Consider the following 25,059-nt stretch of genomic DNA (forward strand, 5'->3'; position numbering starts at 1 on the left):
CAGCGTTGAATTGCATATCGCAAATATGCTGTTTGAATGTTGCACTAATTTCTTGCCTTGCGATAAAATAATGCCGAAACAGAAAAACAAAAAAGGAGAAATCATCATGGGTAAAAATGCAATCGTTGGCCAATCCGGCGGCCCCACCTCTGTCATCAACGCAAGTCTGGCGGGCGTGTTCGAGAGTTGCAAGAGCCGTGGCGCAGACATCGTCTACGGTATGTGCAACGGCGTGGCCGGTCTTCTGGAGGAGCGGGTCGTTGACCTGTCCACCCTGCTGACCGATGACCTTGACATCGAGCTGCTCAAGCGCACCCCCTCCAGCTTCCTCGGCAGCTGCCGCTATAAGCTGCCCGACTGGCACACCGACGAGACTGTGTACAAGAAGCTGTTCGCCATCCTCGAGAAGCTGAACATCGGCTACTTCTTCTACATCGGCGGCAACGACTCGATGGACACCATCGGCAAGCTGGCGGAGTACGGCGAGCGCATCCAGAGCGACATCCGCTTCATGGGCGTGCCCAAGACCATCGACAACGACCTGATGGTCACGGATCACACCCCCGGTTACGGCTCTGCGGCCAAGTACATCGGCGTGGTGATGAAGGAGATCATCCGTGACGCCACCGTCTACGGCACCAAGTACGTCACCGTCGTGGAGATCATGGGCCGCAACGCCGGCTGGCTGACCGCCGCCGCCGCGCTGGCCAAGAGCGACGACTGCGAGGGCGTGGATATGATCTGCCTGCCGGAAGTCCCCTTCAACGTGGAGCACTTCGTCGAGAAGGTGCGGGCGATGCAGGAGAAGAAGCCCAGCATCGTCATCGCCGTGTCGGAGGGCGTCAAGCTGGAGGATGGCCGCTACGTCTGCGAGCTGGCAGATGACGTCCATGCAGTGGATGCCTTCGGCCACAAGGCCCTGACCGGCACTGCCCGCTATCTGGCCAACGTAGTGGCCCGCAATCTGGACACCAAGACCCGCTGCATCGAGCTTTCCACCCTGCAGCGCTGCGCCGGACACCTGACCAGCCGCACCGACATCACCGAGGCCTATCAGGTCGGCGGTGCTGCCGCCAAGGCTGCTTTTGAGGGCGTCACCGGCCAGATGGTGGCCCTGAAGCGCATCTCCAACAGCCCCTACCAGTGCACCACCGAGCTGCACCCCATCAGCGAAGTGGCAAACCTCGAGAAGAAGGTGCCGCTGAGCTGGATGAACGAGAATCATACCCAGATGACCGAAGATTTCCTCGCTTACGCACGGCCTCTCATTCAGGCTGAGTTGACCCCGCTGTACATCGCCGGTCTGCCTCACCATATCTACATGAAGACCCAGAAGTAAGCTTCTGTTTCGCAATGGCGCCCCTGCATCTGCGGGGGTGCTTTTTTGTACGGAAACGACTCGAATTTACCTGTTTTTTGCTTGTATTTTACTCAAAACCGTATTATAATATAGATATATCTGCGTCGTCCGCTGTTGGACGGCGCGTTTTTTCGTGAGTGATCTTCTGATCTTCGAGGAGGCAGAGTATTTCCATGACACAAAATTCCCGGACCGGCGATCTGACCAGCGGCCCCATGCTGCAAAAGATCATCCTGTTTTCCCTGCCGCTGGCGGCATCCAGCATCCTGCAGCTGCTGTTCAATGCGGCTGACGTGGTGGTCGTGGGCCGTTTTGCAGGCAGCACGGCGCTGGCGGCCGTGGGCTCCAACGGCGCACTCATCAACCTGCTGGTCAACCTGTTCGTGGGCCTGTCGCTGGGCGCGAACGTCGTCGCGGCCCGCTGCTTCGGCGCAAAGGACGAGGAGGGCGTCCACACCACCGTCCAGACGTCGGTGACGCTGGGCCTCGTCAGCGGCCTTTTTCTGGCCGTGGTGGGCATCTTCGCGGCCCGGGGCCTGCTGGAGCTGATGAGCTGCCCTGAGGACGTCATCGACCTGTCCACCCTTTACCTCAAGATCTACTTCATCGGGATGCCCATGACCATGCTGTACAACTTCAGCTCGGCGCTGCTGCGTGCCGTGGGCGACACCAAGCGGCCTCTGTTCTGTCTGGCCGTGGCGGGCGCCATCAATGTGGTGCTGAATCTCGTCTTCGTCATCCTCTTCTCCATGAGCGTGGCGGGCGTCGCGCTGGCCACCATCATCAGCCAGACCGTTTCCGCCTGCATGGTCACGGCCCTGCTGGTGAAGGAGAAAGGCCCGCTCCACCTCGACCTCGGCCATCTGGGCTTCCACGCGGGGGCGCTGGGCCAGATCCTGCGCATCGGCCTGCCCGCCGGCTTGCAGAGCACCGTGTTCAGCCTCTCCAACGTCGTCATCCAGTCGGCGGTCAACTCCTTCGGCTCCACCATCGTGGCGGGCAACTCGGCCGCCTCCAACCTCGAGGGCTTCGTCTACACGGCCATGAACGCCTTCGCGCAGGCCGCCGTCACCTTCACCAGCCAGAACATGGGCGCACGCCGCTACGACAACCTCGACCGCGTCATGCGCAACTGTCTGCTCTGCGCCGCCGTCACCGGCCTCGTGCTGGGCGGTGGTGCCTCCCTGCTGGGCGAGCAGCTGCTCCACTTCTACTCCTCCGACGAGGCCGTGGTCGCGGCCGGTCTGGCCCGTATGCACATCATCTGCACCACCTACCTGCTCTGCGGCTGCATGGACGTGCTGGCCAGCTGTCTGCGCGGCCGGGGCTACTCCGTCCTGCCGATGGTGGTCAGCTTCGTGGGCAGCTGCCTGCTCCGTCTGGTCTGGATCGCCACCATCTTCCAGCTGTTCCGCTCGACCACCACCCTCTATCTCAGCTACCCCATCAGCTGGATCCTGACGGCGCTGGTTCACCTCGGCTGCCTGCTGGTGGTGCGGCATAAGATGAAGCAGGAGATTTCCTTGACAAAAGCGGCGTGACCGAGAGGGCAGGCCTCGTCCCCATAAAACAGCAACACAGCGATAAGCATTGGCTTTTTCAGAGCCATCTTATCGCTGTGTTTTTTGTTTCTCGGCAGCGTCCTTGCCTTCTCCCAAGGGGAGAGGCTTTAAGCGGGCCTCTTACTTCAGGGTCTTCGCCAGCAGATACCGGTCATAGCCGCCGTACATCTCCCGGCGGCAGACGATCTCGAAGCCGCAGGCGAGGGCGTTGCGGAGGCTGTACTGGTTGTCGGGGCTGACGGTCGCCCCGATGCCCACGATGCCGGGGCGGAGCCGGGTCAGGGCTGCTTCCAGCAGCTTCCGCTGCAGGCCGTTGCCCCGATAGTCGGGATGGACGATGGCGCTGTCCGCGTTGGCCCAGCCGTCCCACGCGGGTCTGGGGATGCCCATGAAGGCGGCATAGTTGTGCTCGTCCTGCCCGCAGTAGCGCAGGATGAAGTAGGCCCCCAGCCGCCCGCCGTCCCAGCCGCCGATGCACAGGTCGTCCCGCAGATAGCGGGCGATATTTTCCAGCGTGTCGGGCACGAACTGCTCCGGATGGGGCATCCCGGCCCGCACCTCGTTCTGCAAAGCGTAGAAGGCGGCGGCATCCTCCGGCCCGGCGGGGCGCAGGGTCATGGTGCGGCTTTCGGGTCTGCCGCACCCTTTGTGCAGAAGAACTTCCATTCTTGCTCTATCCCTCCAAAATAAAATCATACTTTCCGGTCGATTCCAGTATAAATGCCGTTTGAAACATTGTCAATTTATGTTATAATATTTGTAGAAAAAGTTTCTGCCGGGCATCCTTGTGTCCGGGCAGGGCTTTTTCTGAAGTCCAGGCAGGGCCGCCCTGCCCGTGTACCGGAGGAAACGAACCATGAGAGATCCCAGCTTATCCCCTTCCAGCCGCTTGGGCGGCGCTGTCATCAGCGACCGCATCGTCAGCGCCTTGCTGGAGGAACTGCGCACCGGCCGCTATGCACAGGCCGACCGTCTGCCTGCGGAGGTGGACCTTGCCGCCGAACTCGGCGTCAGCCGCACCGTCATCCGAGACGCACTGAGTGAGATGGAGCGTGCAGGCTACATCGAGCGGGTGCGCGGCATCGGCACAGTGGTCAACCGGAGCGTGCTGGGCCTACGCAGCCGCTTGGACCAGAAGCTGGAGTATTACCCGCTCATCCGCAGCTTTGGCAGCTACCCCCACGCCGACGGCATCCAGATCTATCCCGTCCGTGCCAACGAAGAGCTGGCCCGGGAGCTTGCCATCGAGCCGGGCGACGAGGTGATCTGCATCAAGAAGCGCATCCTCGCCGACACCACCCCCGTCATCTACTCCATCGACTACCTGCCCCGCGCCCTCTTCGGCAGCCGGGACTTCACCCGCATCGACCTGTCGGGCGACGTATTCGAGGTCTTGGAGCGGGAGTGCCGCCAGCAGGTGGCTTCCAATGTGGCCCACCTCAAGGCCAGCTGCGGGGACGAATCCATCCGCGCCGCCATGCGTCTGGCCCCCGGCGAGGCCATGCTGCTGCTGGATGAGATCTGCTACAACCGGCTCTGCCATCCCGTCATGCGTTCGCTGAGCTACTACACGAATTTCTTCGACTTCTCGATTCTTCGAAAGCTTCTTTGACGGAGGGAAACAAAACAATATGCGTCATCTGATCGATCCGTTGGATCTCAGCCAGCAGGAGATCACCTCTCTGCTGGATTTGGCCGACCACATCTGCGCCGACCCGGCCGCTTATCAGGATGTGGCCGCCCACAAAAAGCTGGCCACCCTGTTCTACGAGCCGTCCACCCGCACCCGCCTCTCCTTCGAGGCCGCGATGCTGAACCTCGGCGGCCATGTCCTTGGCTTCCCCAGTGAGAACGTGTCCAGCGCATCCAAAGGCGAGAGCGTGGCCGACACCATCCGCGTCGTGTCCTGCTACGCCGACATCGTGGCCATGCGCCACCCCAAGGAGGGCGCACCGCTGCGGGCCAGCCGGTACTCCCGCATCCCTGTCATCAACGCAGGCGACGGCGGACACCAGCACCCCACCCAGACCATGACCGACCTGATGACCATCCGCCGCCGCAAGGGCCGTCTCCACGACCTGACCATCGGCCTGTGCGGTGACCTGAAGTTCGGCCGCACCGTCCACTCCCTCATCAAGACGATGGCACGCTGCGAGAACATCCGCTTCGTCCTCATCAGCCCCGAGGAGCTTCGCGTGCCCGACTACATCATCACCGACGTCCTCGAGGCCAACCACATTCCCTACAAGGAGACCCGCAGCCTCGAGGAATCCATGCCCGAGCTGGACATCCTCTACATGACCCGCGTCCAGAAGGAGCGCTTCTTCAACGAGGAGGACTACATCCGCCTGAAGAACAGCTACATCCTCACCAAGGACAAGATGGCCCTCGCCAAGCCCGACATGGCGGTGCTGCATCCCCTGCCCCGCGTCAACGAGATCGCGCTGGATGTGGACGACGACCCCCGCGCCGCCTACTTCGAGCAGGTGCAGAACGGTGTCTACGTCCGGATGGCACTTATCATGACACTGCTGGGCCTCAAGGACCCCAAAGCAGACAAGGAGGACAACTGAAATGCTGAACATTGATGAGATTCAGAACGGTATCGTTATTGACCATATCAAGGCAGGCACGGCCATCGGCCTGATGGACCTGCTGGGCATCAAGGGCAACCGCACCTCCAGTGTGGCCCTCATCCAGAACGCCCGCAGCCACAAGGCTGCATCGGGCCGGAAGGACATCATCAAGGTGGAGGGCGACGCCTCTTGGCTCAACCTCGACGTGCTGGCCTATCTCGACCCCGACATCAGCGTGACCGTCATCGAAAATGGCCGGGCCATCAAGAAGGAAAAGCCCCAGCCCCCCAAGCGTCTGGTCAACATCGTGCGGTGCAAGAACCCCCGCTGCATCTCCTCCATCGAGGAAGAGTGCGACCAGATCTTCGAGCTCAGCTCCAACGGCAAGTATCGCTGCATCTACTGTGAGCAGGAGCTGCAGGTCAAGCCGGAATGATCTCCTACTGATCAAAGCGCCCCCGTCAGCCATGCACTGACGGGGGCGCTTTTACGTTATGATGTGATTTTTAATGTCCAGATTGTGCCAGCGTGCGGCCATCAAGCTTCGCCCATTCTCTGCGGCCATTGGACGAACGGCCAAGTATAATAGATGCCGCAGCAGAGGCACTGGTGAATACATTGTCCTCGGCAAATACGTTATTCTGTATTATACCGATCCCTAGCAGAGTTTTTCTCTGTTCCACATAGTTCTGCGGCAATCCACTCGTCACATCTGGGGCAATGCGGCTGCCCTTCAATACCAGAAAACAGTCTTTATCGATAGGATACCCCATAGCGCTGCTCCCGCGACCAGCCAGCAAAAACAGACCTTCGTCCGTCCCACTTTGCCGGGAAGGATTCAACTCCCACTTTTCTGCAAACACGTCGCTCAGCATCGCCTGCCGCTTTTTCACAACATCCGGCGTCCATACAGGCTCATTGATGACCTGCGTCGTGAGAACATAGGAACTCGTGCCGCCTTTTGACTGGAAATATTTTTCCTTCTTGGTCGCGAAGCCATAATTCTGTGCCGCAGAATTTCTCTGCCGGGTCAGCGGCACAAGATTTGCGATGCGGTTGAGCCAATATTTACGCTCCTGCTCATCCGGCCAGAGTTCCAGCCAACTGCCATGGACAGGAGGATGCTGCGGCAGGACATGCTCGATGGTAAACAGCTTCTGATTATACGATGCCCCGCCGTCACTCATGAAAGAGTCCAGCCGCTGGATGATGTAGTTACGGCGCTGTGCGGTCATCGTATAAATTTCGCCATCCAGTGTCTGCTGGAATTGTTCTTTTTCCCAGTCAGTAAGCTCAATGTTTCTCAGTGGATCAGCCAGCGTGCTGTCAGGCCGACTTTCCATTTCCACCAGAAGCCATTTATACCGGTCTACGCGGTGGTTGACATCCTGCGCGGTCACCAGTAGATAAGATGCCAGCCTTTCCAGCTTTCGGATAAACCAGAGAACGTATTCAGAATCATTCGGGTGCTCTGCGAGAAATTTGATAGCAGGTGGCATCCAGTCGGAGTTATTGGTCTTGTTCAGCCAGAAAAGCAGCCCGTTTACCTCGTCTGCATGATGCGTAGCAGTGAACTCGCAATTTTTCAGCTGAACGTAGGCATTCGTATAGGGTACAAGATAGTCATCGATCAGCTGTTCCGGGGATACCGTCTTTAACACGTACTCTTCAAACTCTTCCCGAAGAGTCTTTTTCTGGCGTTCCTTTACAAATATAGTACGGGTGTGAGTAAACACTTCATTGAATCCGTCACGTCCTGTCAACTCCTCCAGCCCTTCCCATTTTTCCGTGTAGCCCTGCTGTTTTTCTTTGGGAAGACTTCCAATAACAGTCGATTTGATGATGTCTGTCGGCAATAAGTCGAGTCCCCTGCTGTTCATGACCGTAAAAATACGGAACGCGGATTCCTGACTCGGCGTCGAAACGACCACCAGATAGCAACGGGTCAGCAAAAACTGTGTAAATCTTAGCCGACCATCGTCATTGCTGAACATTTCAGCAAAACTCTTGCGAAGCACAGCGCAGTTTTTCTGGATATGCAGCTTTGCCTCGGTGTCCAACACCGCCGGATCCAGCTGCCCCAATGCGTCCAGCTGAATATTCTGGATGTACTTATGGAAAAACGGCTGGTCTTTTTCCTTGAGGAATAATCTCGGCTGGGCCTCGATGCCCTCCAATACATTGCCCTTTTCCTGCAAATATTTTTTGCAGTCCATCTTATAGTCTTCGTTGTCAAATGTGTCGGCAAGAACTGCAAACAGGATGGACAGTGTCGTCAGGCGCTGCTGTCCATCGATGACATCGGCATAGCGGTTCTGTTCATCCTTGATAAGGACGATGCTACCCAGAAAGAAATTTTCTGTGTTCTCTGTCTGGAAAAATCCATATAAATCATCGAACAGCGCGCCCGTTTCATCTTCCGTCCATGCATAAGGGCGCTGGTAGCCCGGGATATGATATTCAAAATCCGAGCTGAATATCTTGGAAAGCGGATATTCTTTTCCGGTTATCTTGCTGCTTACCACACTGCTCATAGCAGACCTTCTTTTTTCTGTTGCTTTCGTACATCCGTTGTGTTTGCAGTATCCCTCAGACCTTCCGCCGCAGCAGGCTCAGGGGCGGCAGCTCAGGGGTGGGGATGGTGTAGTGCTCCATGGCGTGGGGGGTGGACTCCACCAGCTCACCGGCCTCATTTTTGATCCACGCGGGGGTCAGCGGGATGCTGCGGCCATCCGGGCAGAGGGCCTCCAGCGTGTCGCCGAGGCTCCACTTGCCCCGCTGCTGGCAGCTGGCGACGCCGTTCTCCCAGCCGTCCACGGTGCCCACGAACTCCCACTCGCGGATGTAGGTGGCGCTGTCGGTGGCCTGACGGGCCTGCTCCCGGCCAAAGTAGAAGCCCGGGGAGTAGTGGCGGTGGCTGGTACGGGTCAGCTCGGCCAGCACCTCCTCCGGCAGCTCGAAGCTCTCGTTCATGGGGTCGGCCAGATACTGGTCGAGGGCGCGGCGGTAGGCGGCAGTCACGCTGGCAACGTAGTAGAAGGTCTTGGCGCGGCCTTCGATCTTCAGGCTGTCCACGCCCGCCTTGCAGATGAGGTCGAGGAAGGGGGCGGTGCACAGGTCGTTGGCGTTCAGGATGTAGCTGCCGTCCTCGTTCTCGCCGATCTCGTAGAGCTGGCCCGGGCGGGTCTCCTCGCTGAGATAATACTTCCAGCGGCAGGGCTGGGCGCACTGGCCCCGGTTGGCGTCGCGGCCCGCCATATAGTTGGAGAGCAGGCAGCGGCCCGACACGCTCATGCACATGGCACCGTGGACGAAGGCCTCGATCTCCAGCTCCGGCGGGGTCTTGTCCCGGAGGGTAGCGATGTCCTGTAAGGTCATCTCACGGGCCAGCACCACCCGCTTCGCGCCCATGTTGTAGGCGGCGCGGGCTGCGGCCCAGTTGGTGATGCCGGTCTGGGTGGACATATGGACGTCGATGTCGGGCGCAAAGGTCTTGCAGGCGTCCAGAACACCGAGGTCAGCCACGATGAAGGCGTCCACACCGGCGGCAGCCGCGTCCTTGATGGCCTGCGGCAGGCGGTCGGCCTCCTCATTGGTGGGCAGGGTGTTCATGGTCAGGTAGACCTTGCGGCCCCGGGCGTGGGCGTAGATGACGCCCTCTGTCAGCTGCTCGGGGGTGAAGTTGGTGGGTGCAGAGCGCATCCCGAACTCGGGCAGGGCGCAGTAGACGGCGTCCGCGCCGTAGTTGATGGCGTACCGCAGGCGCTCGAGGTCGCCCGCCGGGGCCAGAAGTTCCGGTATCTGTAACATGATATTCCTCTTTTACGTTAAGCTTTTATTGACTTTCGCCGCCGCATCGCAGTTTTTCTGATGGTCTGCGTAGGTGCGGGCGTAGTAGTAGTTTCCCTTGCGGTCGGTGACGAAGAAATAGGCGTCCTTCGCCTCCTCGTCGGGCTGGGGGGCGAGGGCGGCGCGGAGGGCCGCGATGCCGGGGTTGGAGATGGGTCCGGCAGGCAGGCCGGTGCAGGTGTAGGTGTCGTAGGCCGTCCGGATGTTCTCCGGGATGCTGTCCCAGCTGCCGTAATAGGGCGCGACCCAGTTCCAGAGATAGTTGTTGTCGGCGTCGCTCTGGACGTAGCTGGAGGTGTTGCTCTGGAGCTTGGGGTAGGGCGAACCCTCGGCCAGACGGTTGCGGAACACCTGCGCCACGTTGTCGTCCTGCGCGTTGCCCGCCTCCTCCTGCACGAAGGACGCCAGCGTCACCACCTCGGGCAGGGTCATCCCCTGCTCTTCCATCGCCGCATACATCTCGTCGGTGATCTGCTTATCGAAGTGGGCATAGAACGTCTCCACATAATGATGGACGGTGTCGTCCTTCAAAAAGTCGTAGGTGTCCGGGAAAAGATAGCCCTCACACTTGAGGAAGCGGTCGGGGGCGTCCTTGTCGTCCGGGACGTACTGCCAGAACCGGTACGAGCTGAAATCGCCGGTGTTGGCCTCCGCAAGGAAGTCCTCGGCGCTGCACAGCCCCGCGTCCTCCATCTTCCGGGCGATGGCGATGGCCGTCGTGCCCTCGGGGAAGGTCAGCCGGACGCTGTCGGCCTGCGCGTAGGCAGAGAGGGCCGCGATGATGGCATCGTAGGAGCTGCCGGGGGCAAGCTCGAACTCTCCGTATTGGAGCTTCGCTGCCGCGCCCTGCCGGCCCACATACCAGCGGAAGAGGTGGGGGTACCGGATGACGCCGGCGTCTTTGAGCCGGTTGGCGATGGCGGCCACGCCGCTGCCCTGCGGGATGCTTACCGTTACTTCGGTGCCGGATTTCAGGCCGTTTCCGTTTATCTCCCGATAGGCAAACAGCGCCATGCCGCCCGCCGTCAGGATCACGACCAGCAGCACAGCTAAAATCACTTTCGCTGCTCCGCCTTTTTTCTTCTTTCCTTGTTGCGCCATACGCACTCCTTTATCGTCCGTTCAGCTCTCCATCATCAGCCGCATATAGCTCTCTTCCACGTCGAAGGGTTCGGCGTCGAACCGGATCATGCCGTAATCCTGCCGTCTGCCCTCGCCGAGGAAGAGGTTCTGGGCCGCGCCCACCGTGATGACGGCGCGCTCCACGATGACCTCCTTCTCCCGGGCGGCTTCCATCAGCACCTCGGCAGAGCGGTCGTCCTCGGCCATCATCTCCACAAAGTAGAGGGTGTCCTCCCGGCGGAAATAGACGCCGTAGCCCTTCCCGCTGGACACGATGGTGGCACCCCGGGCGTAGAGGTCGCCCAGCACGACGGCCATCCGCTCCGGCGGGAGCTGGACGGTGTCGGAGCAGAAGCGCTCCCGCAGCTCACAGAGCTTGCGGGCGGTGACGGAGTCGAACTCGGCCTGACTCCACAGGTTGCGGGACACCTCCCGGGGCAGGCAGCGGAGGGGGAAGGCCCAGCGGAAGCCCTTGCTTTCCAGCAGAGCGGCCTGCTCCTGCCCCTGCGGCACAGCCACCGTGAAGCCCGCCCCCCGCAGCTTCTGCTGGGCGCAGAGATAGTCCACGAGGCCCGCGAGGAGCAGCTCGCCCTTTCCGCACAGGCCATAAAGATAGCTGCCGCTGCGGCCCCTGAGGGTGACCGGCACGGCCAGCGCAGCGGCCTCGAGCCGTCCGTTCTCCTCGGCGACATAGACATTCTCCACCCCGGCGAACTGTTCCAGAGCGGTCTTGGCAAAGGCGGCGCTGTCGCCCCGCTCTGCCTGCCACAGTGCCACGACTGCCGCCTCTTCAGACGGCTGCATCAAACGATACATCGATAGTATCCCTCCCTTTTTCGCGGTTATCCGAGCACGTTTCCGGCCAGCGCCTGCACCTCGGCCTGAATGTCCTCGATGGTGCGCATGGCTCCGTCCACCGTGCAGTGGACGGTGGCCCAGCCCAGATGCTCCGCGCAGTACTCAGCGGCGCGGCGGCTGCGGGCCAGATATTCGGTGTCCTTTTCGTGGACGTCCTTCCTGCTCTCGTCGCCGTGGTAGCGGCCGGTCATGAGCTTCTGGCTCACGGCGGGGTCTACCTGTAAGTAAACGACGGCGTCCGGCGCGGGCAGGCCTAAAAGCTGGTACTCATATTCGAAGGCCCAGCGGAGGAAGCCGTCCCACTGGTCGGGCGGGAGCTTGGAACACTGGTGGACGGCGTTCGACGTGGTGTAACGGTCGGCGATGACGATGCCGCCCGCCTCATAGAAGCTGCCCCATTTGGTCTTATAGCTGGCGTACCGGTCCACGGCGTAGAAGCTGGACGCGGCGTAGGGGTTGACGTCGTCGGGCCTGCTGCCGAACTGGCCGGAGAGGTACATCTTTACCAGCGCGCTGGAATCGCTCTCGTAGTCCGGGAAGGTGATCTCCATCACCCTGCGGCCGCTCCCGGACAGATGGGCGGCCAGAAGCTTTGCCTGCGTGGCCTTGCCAGAGCCGTCCAGACCCTCGAGGACGAGAAGCCTGCCCTTGCTCATTCTGTCCTCTCCCCTTTCAGCGCGGCGTACCGGGCGCGGACCTCAGCGGTGCGGCCGCAGCACATCCTGCCCTCCGGGCAGGGGCCGGACACGCAGGCCGGGCCAGCGGTGCGGAAGAGATGGGGTGCCACCGGGTAGACCAGCCGCAGCATCTCCTCGGCCAGCTGCCGGATCTCCCACTGGGCGCGGCTGCAGCAGCGGAGGTGGAAGAAATTCTGGAGGCTGCGGGCGTTCATGGTCACGACCATCTTGGTCTCGCAGGCGTTGGGCAGGACGAAGCGGGCGTCCTCGTTGGCCTGCTTGGAGGCCTTGGCCCGGGCCTGCTTTTCGGACAGGCCCTCGGCCATCAGGCGGGCGGTGTGGCCCTCTTCCAGCTTCTGCACAAGGTCGAGGTAGCGCTTGGCATCCTCGTCCATGCTCTCGAGGAAGGCCGCCTTTGCCTCGGGGATGGCCTCGATCTCGGGCGGGATGACGTAGCGGAAATCGTCCAGACGGACGTACCGCTGGCTCTGGACGCTGAAGGACGCGATGCGGTGGCGGGTGATCTGGGCCAGCAGAGTGCGGCTCACCCCCTCGATGCCGAAGGTGAAGCTGGCGTGCTCGATGGGGCTGGCGTGGCCCACGTCGCTGAGCATGGTCAGGAAGCGGGCGGTCTTTTCCTCATCCAGCCCATCCAGAAGGTCGGTGATGTGGGCGTCGGAGTAGCAGAGCTTCGCCGCCGCCGCCACCACCTTCTCCGGCTCCGGCGTGTGTGCGATCAATCGGACAGTCATCATTTTTTCTCATTCCTCCGTCGTTATCTTCACAAGGGGCGCATAGTTTGCCATGGTCTTCTTCACGCCCACCTTCTCGAAGCGGATCTCTACGATCTGGTCGCCTGCGGCGGGCTTGACCTTCAGCACCTCGCCCCGGCCAAAGACTTTGTGCTCCACGATGTCGCCCGGCTCGTAGTGCTTGGGGCCGGTGGAGGCGGGACGGGGCGCGGGAGCAGCCGGGCTTACGCCGCCGCCTGCGGGCCGGACCGGCGCTTTGGGGGCCGTCGGGCGGCCATAGCCGCTGCCGAAGCCGGACGGGCCGGAGCTGCTGCCATAGCCCGACGCGGTACTGCCCCGGCCCGCATAGTCCGCGCCGAAGCTGCGGTTTCCGGACGAAGGGGCGTTGTATTCCTGATTAAGGTAGCCGCCGTGGCCGGAGGCCGAACGCCCCCAGCCGGAGGGGCCGGAGTAGCCCGACGCGCCGCCCGGGACGCTGTCGCTGCCCCAGCTGCTGCCCCAGCCGCCCAGACGGGAGCGCTGCTCCAGCACCGGGCTGCGGGTCTCCTCGAGGTACTCCGGCTCGATCTCCCGGAGGAAGCGGCTCGGCTCGTTGCGCTGGGTGCGGCCATAGAGCATCCGAGTGACACTGTTGGAGATGTACAGCTCCTTCTTGGCGCGGGTGATGCCGACATAGGCCAAGCGGCGCTCCTCCTCGAGGTCGGCCTCGGAATACTTGCTCATTTCACTGGGGAAGACCCCCTCTTCCATGCCAATGAGGAATACATAGGGGAACTCGAGGCCCTTGGCGGAGTGGATGGTCATGAGCACCACCTGATCGGCGCTCTCGTTGTAGCTGTCGATGTCACTGATGAGGGCGATGTCCTCCAAGTAGCCCTCCAGGGAGGCCTCTTCCCCGTGCTGGTCGCAGTAGCTCTTGACATTGTTGACCAGCTGGCCGAGGTTCTGCAGGCGGTCGGCGGCGTCCTCATGGCCCTTGGCGGCGTCGGCCTCCAGCATGGCGCGGTAGCCCGTCAGCTCGATGACATCGGCGGCGAACTCGTCCAGCGTCTTTGTTTCCAGCGACTCCTGCAATTTCTGGTAGATGTCCCAGAATTTATACAGCGGCGCGATGGCGCGGCTGAGCTTGGCGTACTGGTCGGCCTGCGAGATGACGTCCAGCATACTCACGCCCTGCTGGGCCGCGAGGTCGGCGATGACCTCGACAGTCGTTGCGCCGATTTTACGCGCAGGCTCGTTGATGATGCGGCGGAGGCGGATGTCGTCCCGGGGGTTGGCCACGATGGACATATAGGAGTGGATGTCCTTGACCTCCTTGCGGTCGTTGAAGCGCTGACCGCCCACGATCTTGTGGGGGATGCCGGCGCGGGTGAAATAGCTTTCGATGGGGGCCGACTGGGCGTTCATCCGGTAGAGGATGGCGTGGTCGGCCAGATGGCCGCCCGCCTTGAGGTGCTGGCCGATGACGTCGGCGATGTGCATGGCCTCATCCTGCTCGTTCTCGGCGGTGTAGACCTGCACCTTGTCGCCCTCGCCGTTCTTGGTCCAGAGGGTCTTGCCCTTCCGCTCGGTGTTGTGCTGGATGACGCAGTTGGCGGCGTTCAGGATATTGGAGGTAGAGCGGTAGTTCTGCTCAAGGCGGATGGTCTTGGTGCCCTTATAGATGCGCTCGAAGTTGAGGATGTTTTCGATGGTCGCGCCCCGGAAGCGGTAGATGCTCTGGTCGTCGTCGCCCACGACGCAGATGTTCTTCTCCGGGCCGGTGAGGAGACTGACGAGGCGGAACTGGGCCACGCTGGTGTCCTGATACTCGTCCACCAGCAGGTATTTGTACTTGTTCTGGTAGAACTCACGGACGTCCTCGTGCTCCGACAGCAGGATGACCGTCTGGTAGATGAGGTCGTCGAAATCGAAAGCACCAGCTTCTTTGAGCTTCCGCTCGTAGGCGGCGTAGACCTTGGCCGCGAGGGCGCCCTTGGTGTCCCGGGCGGGGGTGCGCAGAGCCTCTTCGGGGCTGATGAGCTGGTCTTTCCAGCGGCTCATCTGGTTGATGGCACTCTTGATGGGAAAGAACTTGTCGTCCACGCTCAGCTCCTTGTACACCGTCTTCATGACCCGCTGGGCGTCGTCAGTGTCGTAGATGGTGAAGCTGCGGGGGTAGCCGATCTCCTCAGCCCAGCGGCGGAGGATGCGGACGCAGGCGGAGTGGAAGGTGGAGGCGAAGACCTCATCCCCCTCTTCCCCGCCCAGCATCCGGCGCAGGCGCTCTTTCAGCTCTCCGGCGGCCTTGTTGGTGAAGGTGATGGCCATGACGTTCCAGCTGCGGACGGCGTTCTGGCGGAGCATCCCGTCCAGCCACGCCGGGGCGTCGGTGCCGGTCATGATGGCGGTGCGCAGGGCCTTCACGTCCTCCTCCGTGACCTCCCGGGGCGTCCATTTCGAGCCGTGGGCCGAGCCGAAGCGGATGAGATTGGCGATGCGGTTGACCAGCACAGTGGTCTTGCCGCTGCCTGCCCCCGCGAGGATGAGGAGCGGGCCGTCGGTGGTGAACACCGCCTGCCGCTGCATCTCGTTCAGCCGCCCGAACTGCTTTTCGATATAGGTATCACGCAAAGCGCAGAATTGTTGTGCGAGATCTGTTGCCATTGTTTCACCTGTTCTTTTCGTTCATTTCTGGATAAACCACTTGATTTATAGTATATCACATTTCGAAAAAGTTGTACATAATAAGAGGAAACTCGTCGGGGTGGAGCTGCGGGGGCTTCGCGGCGGTGCACGGGCAGGCTGTCCTTCGTACAACCTCTCAGTCTCGTCGCAGGCTCCTCGCCAGCTCCCCTTGTAGGGGAGCCTCTGGCGAAGAGGGAAAGTTTCCAGTTGAAGACGAAACTTTGCGGTATGCCAAGGCCTCCCCTCGATAGGGGAGGTGGCACGCCGCAGGCGTGACGGAGAGGTTTCGTTCCGCTGCGGCTCACGGTCAGGCTCACCTCCGTACAACCTCTCAGTCTCGCTATCGCTCGACAGCTCCCCTAGTAGGGGAGCCTCTGGCGAAGAGGGCAGCTTTTCAGACGATTCCAGAAGCCCCAAAACAAAAACCGCCCCATCGCGGAAAATACCACGATGGAGCGGAGACATTCAGGAAATGCTTAGCCGAAGATGTTGATAAGGATACCAGCAGCGACGGCAGAGCCGATGACGCCGGCCACGTTGGGACCCATGGCGTGCATCAGCAGGAAGTTGGAGGGGTTCTCGCTCTGGCCCACCTTCTGAGAGACGCGGGCAGCCATAGGCACAGCGGAAACGCCTGCGGAGCCGATCAGGGGGTTGACCTGACCGCCGGTGAGGATGTACATGACCTTGCCGCAGATGACACCGGCAGCGGTGCCGAAGGAGAAGGCGATGAGGCCCAGCACGATGATGAACAGGGTGCGGTTGTTCAGGAAGGTGTTGGCGGAGGTGGTGCAGCCGACGGACAGGGCAAGGAAGATGGTGATGATGTTCATCAGCTCATTGCCAGCGGTCTTCTGGATACGGTCCACGACGCCGCACTCCTTCATCAGGTTGCCCAGCATCAGCATACCGACCAGAACGGCGGCATCGGGCACGATGAGGGAGACGATGATGGCGACCATGATGGGGAAGATGATCCTCTCGGTCTTGGTCACGGTGCGCAGCTGCTTCATCACGACGGTACGCTCCTTCTTGGAGGTCAGAGCCTTCATGATGGGGGGCTGGATGACGGGCACCAGAGCCATGTAGCTGTAGGCCGCAACGGCGATGGAGCCAAGCAGCTCAGGAGCCAGACGGGAGGTGACGAAGATAGCGGTAGGGCCGTCTGCGCCGCCGATGATGGAGATGGCGGCAGACTGCTTCTGGGTGAAGTCCACCAGACCGGTCGCGGCCAGCAGACGAGCGCCCATATAGGTGCCGAAGATGCCGAACTGAGCGGCAGCGCCCAGCAGCAGGCTCTTGGGGTTGGAGATCAGGGGGGCGAAGTCGGTCATGGTGCCGATGCCGAGGAAGATCAGCGGCGGGTAGATGCCCAGCTTGACGCCCATGTAGAGCATATCGGCCAGACCGCCGTTGTTCAGGATCTCGATCCACATCGGGTGCTCGAGGCCGTCACCGACGAAATACTGCATATGGATGACGCCGCTGCCGGGGAGGTTGGCCAAAATCATGCCGAAGGCCATAGGCAGCAGGATCAGAGGCTCGAACTCCTTGACGATCGCAAGGTAGAGCAGGAAGCAGCCCACGCAGATCATCACGGCGTAGAGCATACCGCCCGGCTCACCGAACCGGGCAAAGCCGGAACTCTGGAAAATACCGACCAGAGTATCAATAAACTGAGTCATGTTTTTCCTCCTGTGTTAAAAGGGCGCGGTGGTGTCGTTGACGCCAGCCTTGCCCCAGCCATTCTTGCCGCGGCGGACTGCCTTCAGCACGTACTTGCCGTTGCCCATAGAGTAGATGGCTGCCATGATGGCTGCCACAACGTCGCCGGGGATGCCTGCCTCCACCTGCGGGGCAGCAGCCTTTGCGGGTGCGGCAGCGGGCGCAGCGGCCTGTTTCACAGGAGCAGCCGGTTTTGCAGCAGACGCAGCCTTGGCGGCTGCCTTCTTGCTGTTCATGGCGTCAAAGATCTTGCCCTCCAGCGTGATGATGGCCATCAGCAGGACGAGGATCAGAAACACCAGCACAATACCGGTTATGGTAACGATCACATCATAACCTAAATCCATGGTCTTCCTCCTAGTTACTTTTTTCTTTGCCGACCGCCGGGCGGACAGCAAAAACCGATTTGAAGATATTATACAATATTTTCCGGGTCGATTCAACAACTATGAACAAAAATCATGTTCTTCTTCACCAGACTGTGAACAAGCCCTCAGCGGCGGCCCATGCGGGGGGTGGCGTCGGTGAAGCCGGTCTCCAGCTTGTCGCCCATCCGCAGGCTCATGGCCGTGCCCAGCGCCACGCAGTTGACGGGGTCGGGCGAGACCGTCACCTCCACCTTCAGCTCCTGACTGAGGTACTCGGGCAGGCCGTGGAGCTGTGCGCCGCCGCCCGTGAGGACGACGCCGTTGCGGTAGATGTCACCGGCCAGCTCGGGGGGCGTCTTTTCCAGCACCTGATGGGCGGCGGTGCCGATCTGCTCGCTCAGGCGCATGACCGGCTCGTAGAGGTCGGCGGTGGAGACGTTGACCCGGACGGGCAGGCCGGTGAGCAGGCTGCGGCCCTTGATCTCCATCGTCTCGTTGAAGTCGGCCTTCTGGGGGCAGCAGGCCACGTTCTTTTTCAGGTTCTCGGCGGTGCGCTGGCCGATGGCGATGCTGAACTTGTTGCGCACGAACTTGAGGATCTCCTCGTCGTAGTGGTTGCCCGCGACGCGGACGCTGGTGGCCTTGACCTTGCCGCCGAGGCTCAGCACGGCGATGTCGGTGGTGCCGCCGCCGATGTCGATGATCATCCGGCCATCGGGAACGGTGATGTCGATGCCGGAGCCGAGGGCGGCGGCGATCGGCTCATCGATGAGGTAGACCTGACGGGCACCGGCGGCCATGACGGCCTCCACCACGGCGTCGCTCTCGATGCCGGTGATGGCGGCGGGCACGCAGACGGCCACCCGGGGCTTGACCATGTGGGAGCTGTAGACCTGATTGACGAAGCGGCAGATCAGCTCGCGGGTCATGGTGTGGTCGCTGATGACGCCGTCCTTCAGCGGGAAGATGGCGGAGATGTAGTTGGGCGTGCGGCCCACCATTGCGAGGGCCTTGTCTCCTGCCTCGAGCACGCAGTTCTTGCGGGTGTCCACCGCCACTACGCTGGGCTGGTTGAGGACGACGCCCTGCCCCTCCTGCGCGATGATGATGGTCGTCGTACCAAGATCGATACCGATGTCGTTCTGTGCCATAGTCGTGAATTCCTTTCTCTGCTGCCCCATTCTCTATTGCGATCGCCCATCTCCGGGCGAGGGTCATCAAAACACATTATAGTATAGCATATCTGAGGGGAAAAAGAAACCCTCTGCGGAGGTTTGCGGCGGCTCACGGGCAGGCCGCCTGTCAATCCTCTTTTATCTTTTCCTGCTCCGGCGGCAGAGCCTCGGCCAGCAGGGCCGCGAGGCCGCTGTAGCGGAGGTTCTGGCGGACGTTGGACATCATCCGGTTGACGACGTCCCGGCGGCCCACCACGATGCAGAGCTTCCGGCCGCGGGTGACGCCGGTGTAGAAGAGGTTGCGGTAGCACAGGCGGGGCGGCACCTGCGCCGCCGGGAGGATGACCGCCGGGAACTCGCTGCCCTGACTCTTGTGCACCGTGATGGCATAGGCGATCTCCAGCTCGTTGAGGTTCTCGGCGGGGTAGACCAGCCGCCGGTCGTCCATCCGCACCACCATCGAGCGGCTGCGGGGGTCGATGGACTCCACGATGCCGATGTCGCCGTTGTACGCCCCTACCCCCTGCTCTCCGCCGATGCGCTGCCATGTGATCTCGTAGTTGTTGCGCACCTGCATCACCTTGTCGCCCACCCGGAAGACCCGGGCGGCGCTCTGCAATTCCGGCCTGCCCTTCTGGGGCGGGTTGAGCAGGGCCTGCAGCTCCACGTTGAGGGCCTGCGTGCCGGTGGGGCCGAGCTTGGTGGGGCAGAGCACCTGAATGTCCTTCACCGGGTCGAACTGGTAGCTGCGGGGCAGGCGGGTGGTCACGAGGTCGCAGACGAGCTTTTGCGCCGCGTCGCCATCCGACTCAAGGAAGAAGAAATCGTCTGTTTTGCCGCCTTTTTTCAGCGGCTCGCCCGAGATGATGTGGTGGGCGTTCTCCACGATGAGGCTCTGGGCCGCCTGCCGGAAGATCTCGTTGAGGCAGACCGTGGGCACCAGCCCCGAGCGGATGACCTCGCCGAGGATGTTGCCCGGGCCGACGCTGGGCAGCTGGTCGGCGTCGCCCACCATGATGATGCGGCAGCTGTACCGCAGGGCCGCGATGAGGGCCTGAAACAGCCGGACGTCCACCATGCTCATCTCGTCGAGGATGACCACATCGCATTTGAGGAGGTTCTTGTCGTTGTGGATGAAGCTGACCACGCCGCCGGTGTAGTCCACCTCCAGCAGACGGTGGATGGTGGAGGCCTTGCGGCCCGTCAGCTCGCTCAGACGCTTGGCGGCCCGGCCCGTGGGGGCGCAGAGGGCCACCCGCTCGGCCTGATCTTCCAGAAGCTGCAAAATGGCGTTGACGGTGGTGGTCTTGCCGGTGCCGGGGCCGCCGGTGAGGACGAGGCAGTTTTCGGTCATGGCCTTCCGGATGGCCTCCCGCTGCAGGGGCGCGTAGGCGAAACCCTGCGCCAGCTCCAAAATCTGGATGTTTTTGTCGAGGCCGTGGGCCGTCTGCTTCCCCCGCTTTGTCAGCAGGGCCAGACGGTCGGCGATGTCCTGCTCGGCGGCCAGAAGGTCGGGCAGGTAGATATATTCCGTGCCGTCGAAGGTCTTTTCCGCCAGCGTCTCCGCCCCGAGGCAGCGGGCGAGGGCCTCGTCCAGCTTTTCGGGGGGCTGGTGGATGAAGTTCGAGGCCGTGGCCAGCAGCTGGGCGCGGGGCAGGCAGGTGTGGCCGTTGCCCGCGTTGTGGCGGAGGGTGCGCAGGAGGGCGGCTTCCAGCCGCTGGGCGCAGTCCCCTGCCATCTGGTAATACTGGGCGATGCTGTCGGCGTGGCGGAAGTCCAGCTGAAGCGGCTCGCCGCAGAGCAGATAGGGGTTCTGCTGGATGGCCGTCATGGCCCCCGGGCCGAAGGTGCGGAAGACCTCCATCGCCCGGCGGGGGCTGATCTCGAACTGGGCCAGATAGGCGATCAGCTCCCGCATCCCGAACATCCGCTTGAACTCCTGCTGGATGCGGTCGGCCTTGTCCGCCGAGATGCCCGGGATGAGGGTGAGCTGGGCGGGGTCGTTGGCGATGACCTCCAGCGCCGCCGCGCCGAACTTGTCGATGATCTTGTCCGCCGTCCGCGCGCCGATGTAGGGCAGCGACCGGCTGGCGAGGAAGGCGTAGACGGCCTCGAGGTCTTTGGGCATATCGGTCTCGCACTCCTGTGCGTGGAACTGCCGCCCATAGGTGGCGTGGTTCTCGTACCGCCCCCGGCAGACGACGCTCTCCCCTGCATGAAGCTCCCCCACCACGCCGCAGACCACCGTTACCACACCGCCGCCCGATACCTCGAACACGGTGTAGCCGTTGTCCTCGTTCTGGTAGATGATGTCCTCCACCGTGCCTTCCAGCTGTTCCAGCTCCCGCTCCATCGTCCCGCCTCCTCGTTTTGACACAACTATATATAGTATAGCGGTTTTGGGGGGATTTGTAAATATGGGGGGAGCTTTGAAGGTCAGGCTGGTCTTCATCGGGGAGCCTCTGGCGAAGAGGGCAGGTTTCCGGGTAACAGCGAAGCTGCCCATGAGCGAAAGGCGCAAAAAAGCCCCCTTGGAGCTGCCGCTCCTTGGGGGCGTTTCGTTTGGTGAAGCTATCAGAAGTTCCGCAGTCTCTCAATCCTCCACCCGCGCTGCGGCAAGCTCCTTCGTCAGGCGCTTGCGGACGGCGAAGTAGGCCGGGATGAGGAAGAAGCAGGCGAAGAACCATGCCACGGGGTTGGCGATGCAGGCCGCGAAGTAGCCCCAGAGGGGCACGAACCAGCAGCCCACCATGACGCGGGCCACCATCTCGGCCACGCCTGCGAACATGGCAAGGCTCGAGTAGCCCAGACCCTGAATGGTGTAGCGGTAGATGATGAGGACGGCCAGCGGGATGTAAAAGAGGCTGTTCCAGAAGATGAAGCTCCGGGCGTTGGCCATGATCTCCACCTCGCTGCTCTCGAGGAAGAGGCTGATGAGGGGCACGTCCATCACCCGCAGGATGAGGAAGGAGACCACGCTGTAGACGCAGCCGATGCCCAGCGCGGTGGTGACGCCCTTGTCCACACGCTTCAGGTCGCGGGCGCCCATGTTCTGGCTGGCGTAGGTGGTCATGGCGGTGCCGATGCTCTCCAGCGGCACCGAGAGGAACTGGGCCGCCTTGCCGCCTGCGGTCTGCGCGGCCACGATGCTGCTGCCCAGACCGTTCACCGCGCCCTGCAGCACGACGCTGCCGATGGCGGTGATGCTGCACTGCAAGCCCATGGGGATGCCCATGTTGCAGAGCTTGAGGCAGTGGCTGGCGCTCAGACGGCCCTCTTCCCCGCTCCACTTCAGCTCCGGGTAGTGGCGGACGATGTAGACGAGGCTGCCGATGCCCGCCACCGCCTGACTGAACACGGTGGCGAAGGCCGCGCCGAAGGCCCCCATCCGGAAGGTGAGGATGCAGAGCAGGTCGAGGCCGATGTTCAGCACGCTGGCCACCAGCAGGAAGTACAGCGGCCGCTTGCTGTCGCCCAGCGCACGCATGAGGGCGCTGGTGACGTTGTACAGCAGGGTGAAGGGGATGCCCCAGAAGATGGTGCGGATGTAGATGTCCGCGATGTCGATGATGTTGTCGGGGGTGTTGGTCCAGACCAGCACCGCCCGGGTCAGGGCCACCGTCACCACCGTGAGCACGGCGGCGAAAAAGAGGCTCAGCCAGACGGTGTTGGCGGTGTAGCGCCGCATCTCGCTGTAGTCCTTCGCGCCGAAGGTCCACGAGATGGGGATGGAGAAGCCGCAGGCGATGCCGTTGACGAAGCCCAGCACCAGATAGTTCAGGCCGCCCACGCTGCCCACCGCCGCCAGCGCATCCACGCCCACGAAGCGGCCCACGATGATGGTGTCGGCCAGATTGTAGAACTGCTGGAACAGGCTGCCCAGCATCAGCGGCACCGCAAAGGCAAGGATGAGCCTGAGCGGGCTGCCCTGTGTCATGTCTTTTGTCATACAAAGCCCCTCCCCGGGCGGTCACTTAACATTTCTTTGCCGGATTTTTGCCGACAAAAACGCCCTGCCGGACGAGGGGCAGGACGTTTTGCGTTTCATGAGTGGTATTATACTCAGCTCATCGTGATTTTGCAAGGGGTTTGGGGCAGATTTCTTCGTACAACATTGCTATTTTCTATCGGTGGTTTTTGGTGATTGTGCTCAGGTCAGTTTCCGCGTCCCGCGTGCCGGCCCCGAGGGCCGCGGGGTTCACCGGTCTTATCGCCGTCTCTGCCTGCCTGTGCCCCGCGAGGGCCTGCCTCGGTCTGCCGGGCGGAATCATCCCGCCTGCCCTGCTGGCCGCGAGGTCCGGCAGTATCGGTCTGTTCCTCCCCCGGGGTCTTCTCCGTGAAAAGCTGAATGGTTATCTTTTCCTCGTCCTTCTTTTCCTCGTCCTCAAGAAGCTGTATCCGGATGGAGTCTTCCGGCCCGGGGGCTGCGGCCTGCTCCGGCTGCGGGGCCGTGGTAAGGCTGTCCGGCGAGAGAATCGGGAGGCCGCTGAGGTCACCGACGGAGGGGGCCGGGTCGTCCTTCTTGCTGTCCTGCTTCCCGCCCGCGAGCTTCACGATGTTACCGGTAAATGTCTTCCACACCGTCTGGTCGGAGGCGGGCTGCTTCGGCTGCGGGGCCGTGGTAAGGCTGTCCGGCGAGAGAGTCGTCAGCCCGCTGAGGTCACCGACGGTACCCGTTCCCGGCTGAGTCAGCCCGGGCTGTCCGCTCAGGGAGCCGCCTTCCCGACCGGAGAGGACCATTCCCCATTGCTCTTTCTCCTGCTTACGGCGGGCGATCGCCTCCTCCACCCGGGCGGTCTCCTGCGCTTTCTGCTCCTCATCGCCAACGCGGTACACGAGGATCAGTTCCTTGCCGCTCTGGCGCAGGACGGTCTCATCCGAGAATGTTTTTCTATCATATCCCGTCTGCCCCACAACATGGAACTGATAACGCCCCTCATGGGACAGCTCGAGTTCGAATGCGCCATCCTTGCCGACCAGATCTTTGATCCGGGCCAGCGGAATGACGGCCTCCATCTCCCGCCCTTCCCCATCAAGGAACCGGATGCGAAGCTCATGGACCTCCTTTGCAAGCTCCCGCAGCGAGTCGCCTGTCATCCGAAAGAGTGTGCCGTGGGCATCGAAGCTCAGGACCTTGTTGACCGGGTCATACTCCGCCGTGGCCACGTCACCCAGCTCCTGTGTGCCATCCGGATGGGTGATCACGCCGGTGGTCTCGTACATCTGCTTCACACGGCCCGGCACCTCGCCAGCCTGCGTGTCCGGAGCGTCGTCCTCGTCGTCGTCCTCGTCGTCGTTGTTCTCGGTATCATCGGGCTGTTCCGGCTGCTCCGGCTGGGAGGGCGTCCGCCGGTCGTAGCTGTAGTCCTCCATCTTCTTCCCGTCGGGGTCGTAGCGGGTCAGACTGCCGCCCGTCACCTTGTGGTCGTCGTCGGAGAGGGCGTCATTGGAGATCTCGCCGACCATGCCGCCGCCGATGGCCGCAGTTTTGCCGCCGGTGCTGGCGCCCGCCTTGGCCTCCACCTCGGCGTCGCCGGAGATGATGATGTGATTGGGGTTGTCGGGGTTGCTGGGCGGCGCATCCGGGTCTATCTCGCGGCCTTCCGTGCCTGCGCCGTCGCCGATGCCAGCCGCGCCGGGGCGGGAGGGATCCAGATTTTCATTCGCATCGCCGCCTGTGGCCGACACCTTGCCGCCGGAAATTTCGATGTCGCGGCCTGTGCCGTACACACCGCCGCCGATACCGGCAGCACCCTCGCCGCCCACGGCCTCTATCGTGCCGCCGGTGATCTTGATGTTGCTGCCGGTGCTCTCCATTCCGCCGCCGATGCCTGCGCCGCCGTTGTCGCCGCCCTCGGCGGTGAGGGAGCCGTCCTTGCCGTTGTCGTCCTTGATGGTCAGGGTGCCCTCCGCCTCGTGTTCGTTCTTCTCGAGGCCCGCATTGTGGCCGCCGCCCTTCAGCTCGTTTTTGCCGTCCAGCTCGATGGTCGCATCGTGGTCGCCCCTCACGGTGACGGCGGCTTTGCCCGCATCGACTGGGCTGTCATCGCTGCCATCCCCCTCCTTCTTGCCGCTGGCGTCGATCTTCAGGTCGTCGAAGGTGACGTCCACGCTGCCCTCGGAGGTGTCGATGGTGACGGTGTTCTCCTTCGACTCGCCGGTGATGACGGTGTCGGTGTCCTCCACATCCTTCTCGCCCTGTGTGACCCTGTTCGTTCCTTCGGCGTCGCCCGCTTTCACGGTGATGTCGCCGTCGGCGATGTCCCACTGGGCCGCATAGGCCGGGATGCCGGAGCTTACCACGATGCCCGCGATGACGGCGGCGGCCACGCCCCGCCGGAGTGCGCTTTTCAGTCTCATAGTACGTC

Annotated in this window: 19 protein-coding genes; 5 read left to right on the forward strand and 14 right to left on the reverse strand. The window is 62.1% G+C overall.

The features are described from left to right. Positions 1–106: 106 nt before the first annotated feature. Both ACT8X9_RS05115 and ACT8X9_RS05120 read left to right on the forward strand, forming a co-directional pair. Positions 107–1,339 (forward strand): 6-phosphofructokinase, encoded by a 1,233-nt coding sequence (locus tag ACT8X9_RS05115; RefSeq protein WP_444268324.1) that lies wholly within the window; start codon positions 107–109, stop codon positions 1,337–1,339. A 194-nt stretch (positions 1,340–1,533) separates the two neighbouring features. Then, entirely contained in the window at positions 1,534–2,901 is a 1,368-nt protein-coding gene (locus tag ACT8X9_RS05120) for an MATE family efflux transporter (RefSeq protein ID WP_444268325.1), read from the forward strand. A 141-nt stretch (positions 2,902–3,042) separates the two neighbouring features. Here the strand turns inward: ACT8X9_RS05120 and ACT8X9_RS05125 are convergent, their stop codons facing one another. Continuing rightward, positions 3,043–3,588 (reverse strand): GNAT family N-acetyltransferase, encoded by a 546-nt coding sequence (locus ACT8X9_RS05125; protein ID WP_249233126.1) that lies wholly within the window; start codon positions 3,586–3,588, stop codon positions 3,043–3,045. Positions 3,589–3,778: 190 nt separating this feature from the next. Between ACT8X9_RS05125 and ACT8X9_RS05130 the strand changes: the two genes are divergently transcribed. The 3 genes from ACT8X9_RS05130 to ACT8X9_RS05140 are packed head-to-tail and all read left to right on the forward strand — an operon-like array spanning position 3,779 to position 5,934. Next, positions 3,779–4,534 (forward strand): GntR family transcriptional regulator, encoded by a 756-nt coding sequence (locus ACT8X9_RS05130; protein WP_227620764.1) that lies wholly within the window; start codon positions 3,779–3,781, stop codon positions 4,532–4,534. A gap of 19 nt (positions 4,535–4,553) precedes the next feature. After that, positions 4,554–5,495, forward strand: coding sequence for an aspartate carbamoyltransferase (gene pyrB / locus ACT8X9_RS05135; protein WP_227620763.1), 942 nt, complete (start codon positions 4,554–4,556; stop codon positions 5,493–5,495). A gap of 1 nt (position 5,496) precedes the next feature. After that, entirely contained in the window at positions 5,497–5,934 is a 438-nt protein-coding gene (locus ACT8X9_RS05140; RefSeq protein ID WP_227620762.1) for an aspartate carbamoyltransferase regulatory subunit, read from the forward strand. Positions 5,935–6,004: 70 nt separating this feature from the next. Here ACT8X9_RS05140 and ACT8X9_RS05145 read toward each other — a convergent pair whose 3' ends face one another. The 13 genes from ACT8X9_RS05145 to ACT8X9_RS05205 form a co-directional block, all read right to left on the reverse strand. Continuing rightward, positions 6,005–8,032 carry a DUF4357 domain-containing protein gene (locus ACT8X9_RS05145; protein ID WP_444268326.1) on the reverse strand — a complete coding sequence of 676 codons (2,028 nt, stop codon included), beginning with the start codon at positions 8,030–8,032 and terminating at the stop codon, positions 6,005–6,007. 55 nt (positions 8,033–8,087) lie between these two features. Beyond that, positions 8,088–9,308: a peptidase U32 family protein gene (locus ACT8X9_RS05150; protein ID WP_227620760.1), complete on the reverse strand. Its 1,221-nt coding sequence runs from the start codon at positions 9,306–9,308 to the stop codon at positions 8,088–8,090. A 12-nt stretch (positions 9,309–9,320) separates the two neighbouring features. Continuing rightward, on the reverse strand, positions 9,321–10,448 hold the full coding sequence (gene mltG, locus ACT8X9_RS05155) for an endolytic transglycosylase MltG (protein WP_444268327.1): 1,128 nt from the start codon (positions 10,446–10,448) through the stop codon (positions 9,321–9,323). 21 nt (positions 10,449–10,469) lie between these two features. Then, positions 10,470–11,285, reverse strand: coding sequence for a hypothetical protein (locus ACT8X9_RS05160; RefSeq protein WP_444268328.1), 816 nt, complete (start codon positions 11,283–11,285; stop codon positions 10,470–10,472). A gap of 26 nt (positions 11,286–11,311) precedes the next feature. Continuing rightward, on the reverse strand, positions 11,312–11,983 hold the full coding sequence (locus tag ACT8X9_RS05165) for a dTMP kinase (protein WP_444268329.1): 672 nt from the start codon (positions 11,981–11,983) through the stop codon (positions 11,312–11,314). Further along, complete coding sequence (gene thyX / locus ACT8X9_RS05170; RefSeq protein ID WP_444268330.1) at positions 11,980–12,759, reverse strand: FAD-dependent thymidylate synthase; 780 nt, start codon at positions 12,757–12,759, stop codon at positions 11,980–11,982. The genes ACT8X9_RS05165 and thyX overlap by 4 nt, the downstream gene beginning before the upstream one ends. A gap of 6 nt (positions 12,760–12,765) precedes the next feature. Then, the gene (locus ACT8X9_RS05175; protein ID WP_444268331.1) at positions 12,766–15,402 is read right to left on the reverse strand and encodes an ATP-dependent helicase; all 2,637 of its coding nucleotides are present in this window, start codon (positions 15,400–15,402) and stop codon (positions 12,766–12,768) included. A gap of 497 nt (positions 15,403–15,899) precedes the next feature. Beyond that, positions 15,900–17,108 carry a sodium ion-translocating decarboxylase subunit beta gene (locus ACT8X9_RS05180; RefSeq protein ID WP_412591278.1) on the reverse strand — a complete coding sequence of 403 codons (1,209 nt, stop codon included), beginning with the start codon at positions 17,106–17,108 and terminating at the stop codon, positions 15,900–15,902. Positions 17,109–17,123: 15 nt separating this feature from the next. Next, positions 17,124–17,495 carry an OadG family transporter subunit gene (locus ACT8X9_RS05185; RefSeq protein ID WP_227620753.1) on the reverse strand — a complete coding sequence of 124 codons (372 nt, stop codon included), beginning with the start codon at positions 17,493–17,495 and terminating at the stop codon, positions 17,124–17,126. 146 nt (positions 17,496–17,641) lie between these two features. Beyond that, positions 17,642–18,667, reverse strand: coding sequence for a rod shape-determining protein (locus ACT8X9_RS05190; RefSeq protein WP_227620752.1), 1,026 nt, complete (start codon positions 18,665–18,667; stop codon positions 17,642–17,644). 151 nt (positions 18,668–18,818) lie between these two features. Further along, positions 18,819–21,044, reverse strand: a complete 2,226-nt coding sequence (gene recD2, locus ACT8X9_RS05195; RefSeq protein WP_444268332.1) for an SF1B family DNA helicase RecD2 — start codon at positions 21,042–21,044, stop codon at positions 18,819–18,821. 240 nt (positions 21,045–21,284) lie between these two features. Continuing rightward, complete coding sequence (locus tag ACT8X9_RS05200; protein ID WP_444268333.1) at positions 21,285–22,640, reverse strand: MATE family efflux transporter; 1,356 nt, start codon at positions 22,638–22,640, stop codon at positions 21,285–21,287. A 206-nt stretch (positions 22,641–22,846) separates the two neighbouring features. Continuing rightward, positions 22,847–25,051, reverse strand: a complete 2,205-nt coding sequence (locus ACT8X9_RS05205) for a hypothetical protein (RefSeq protein ID WP_444268334.1) — start codon at positions 25,049–25,051, stop codon at positions 22,847–22,849. Between the last annotated feature and the right edge of the window lie 8 nt (positions 25,052–25,059).

It is taken from the genome of Faecalibacterium sp. (assembly GCF_052358865.1).
In the GTDB taxonomy this organism is placed as follows: Bacteria; Bacillota; Clostridia; order Oscillospirales; family Ruminococcaceae; genus Faecalibacterium; species Faecalibacterium butyricigenerans.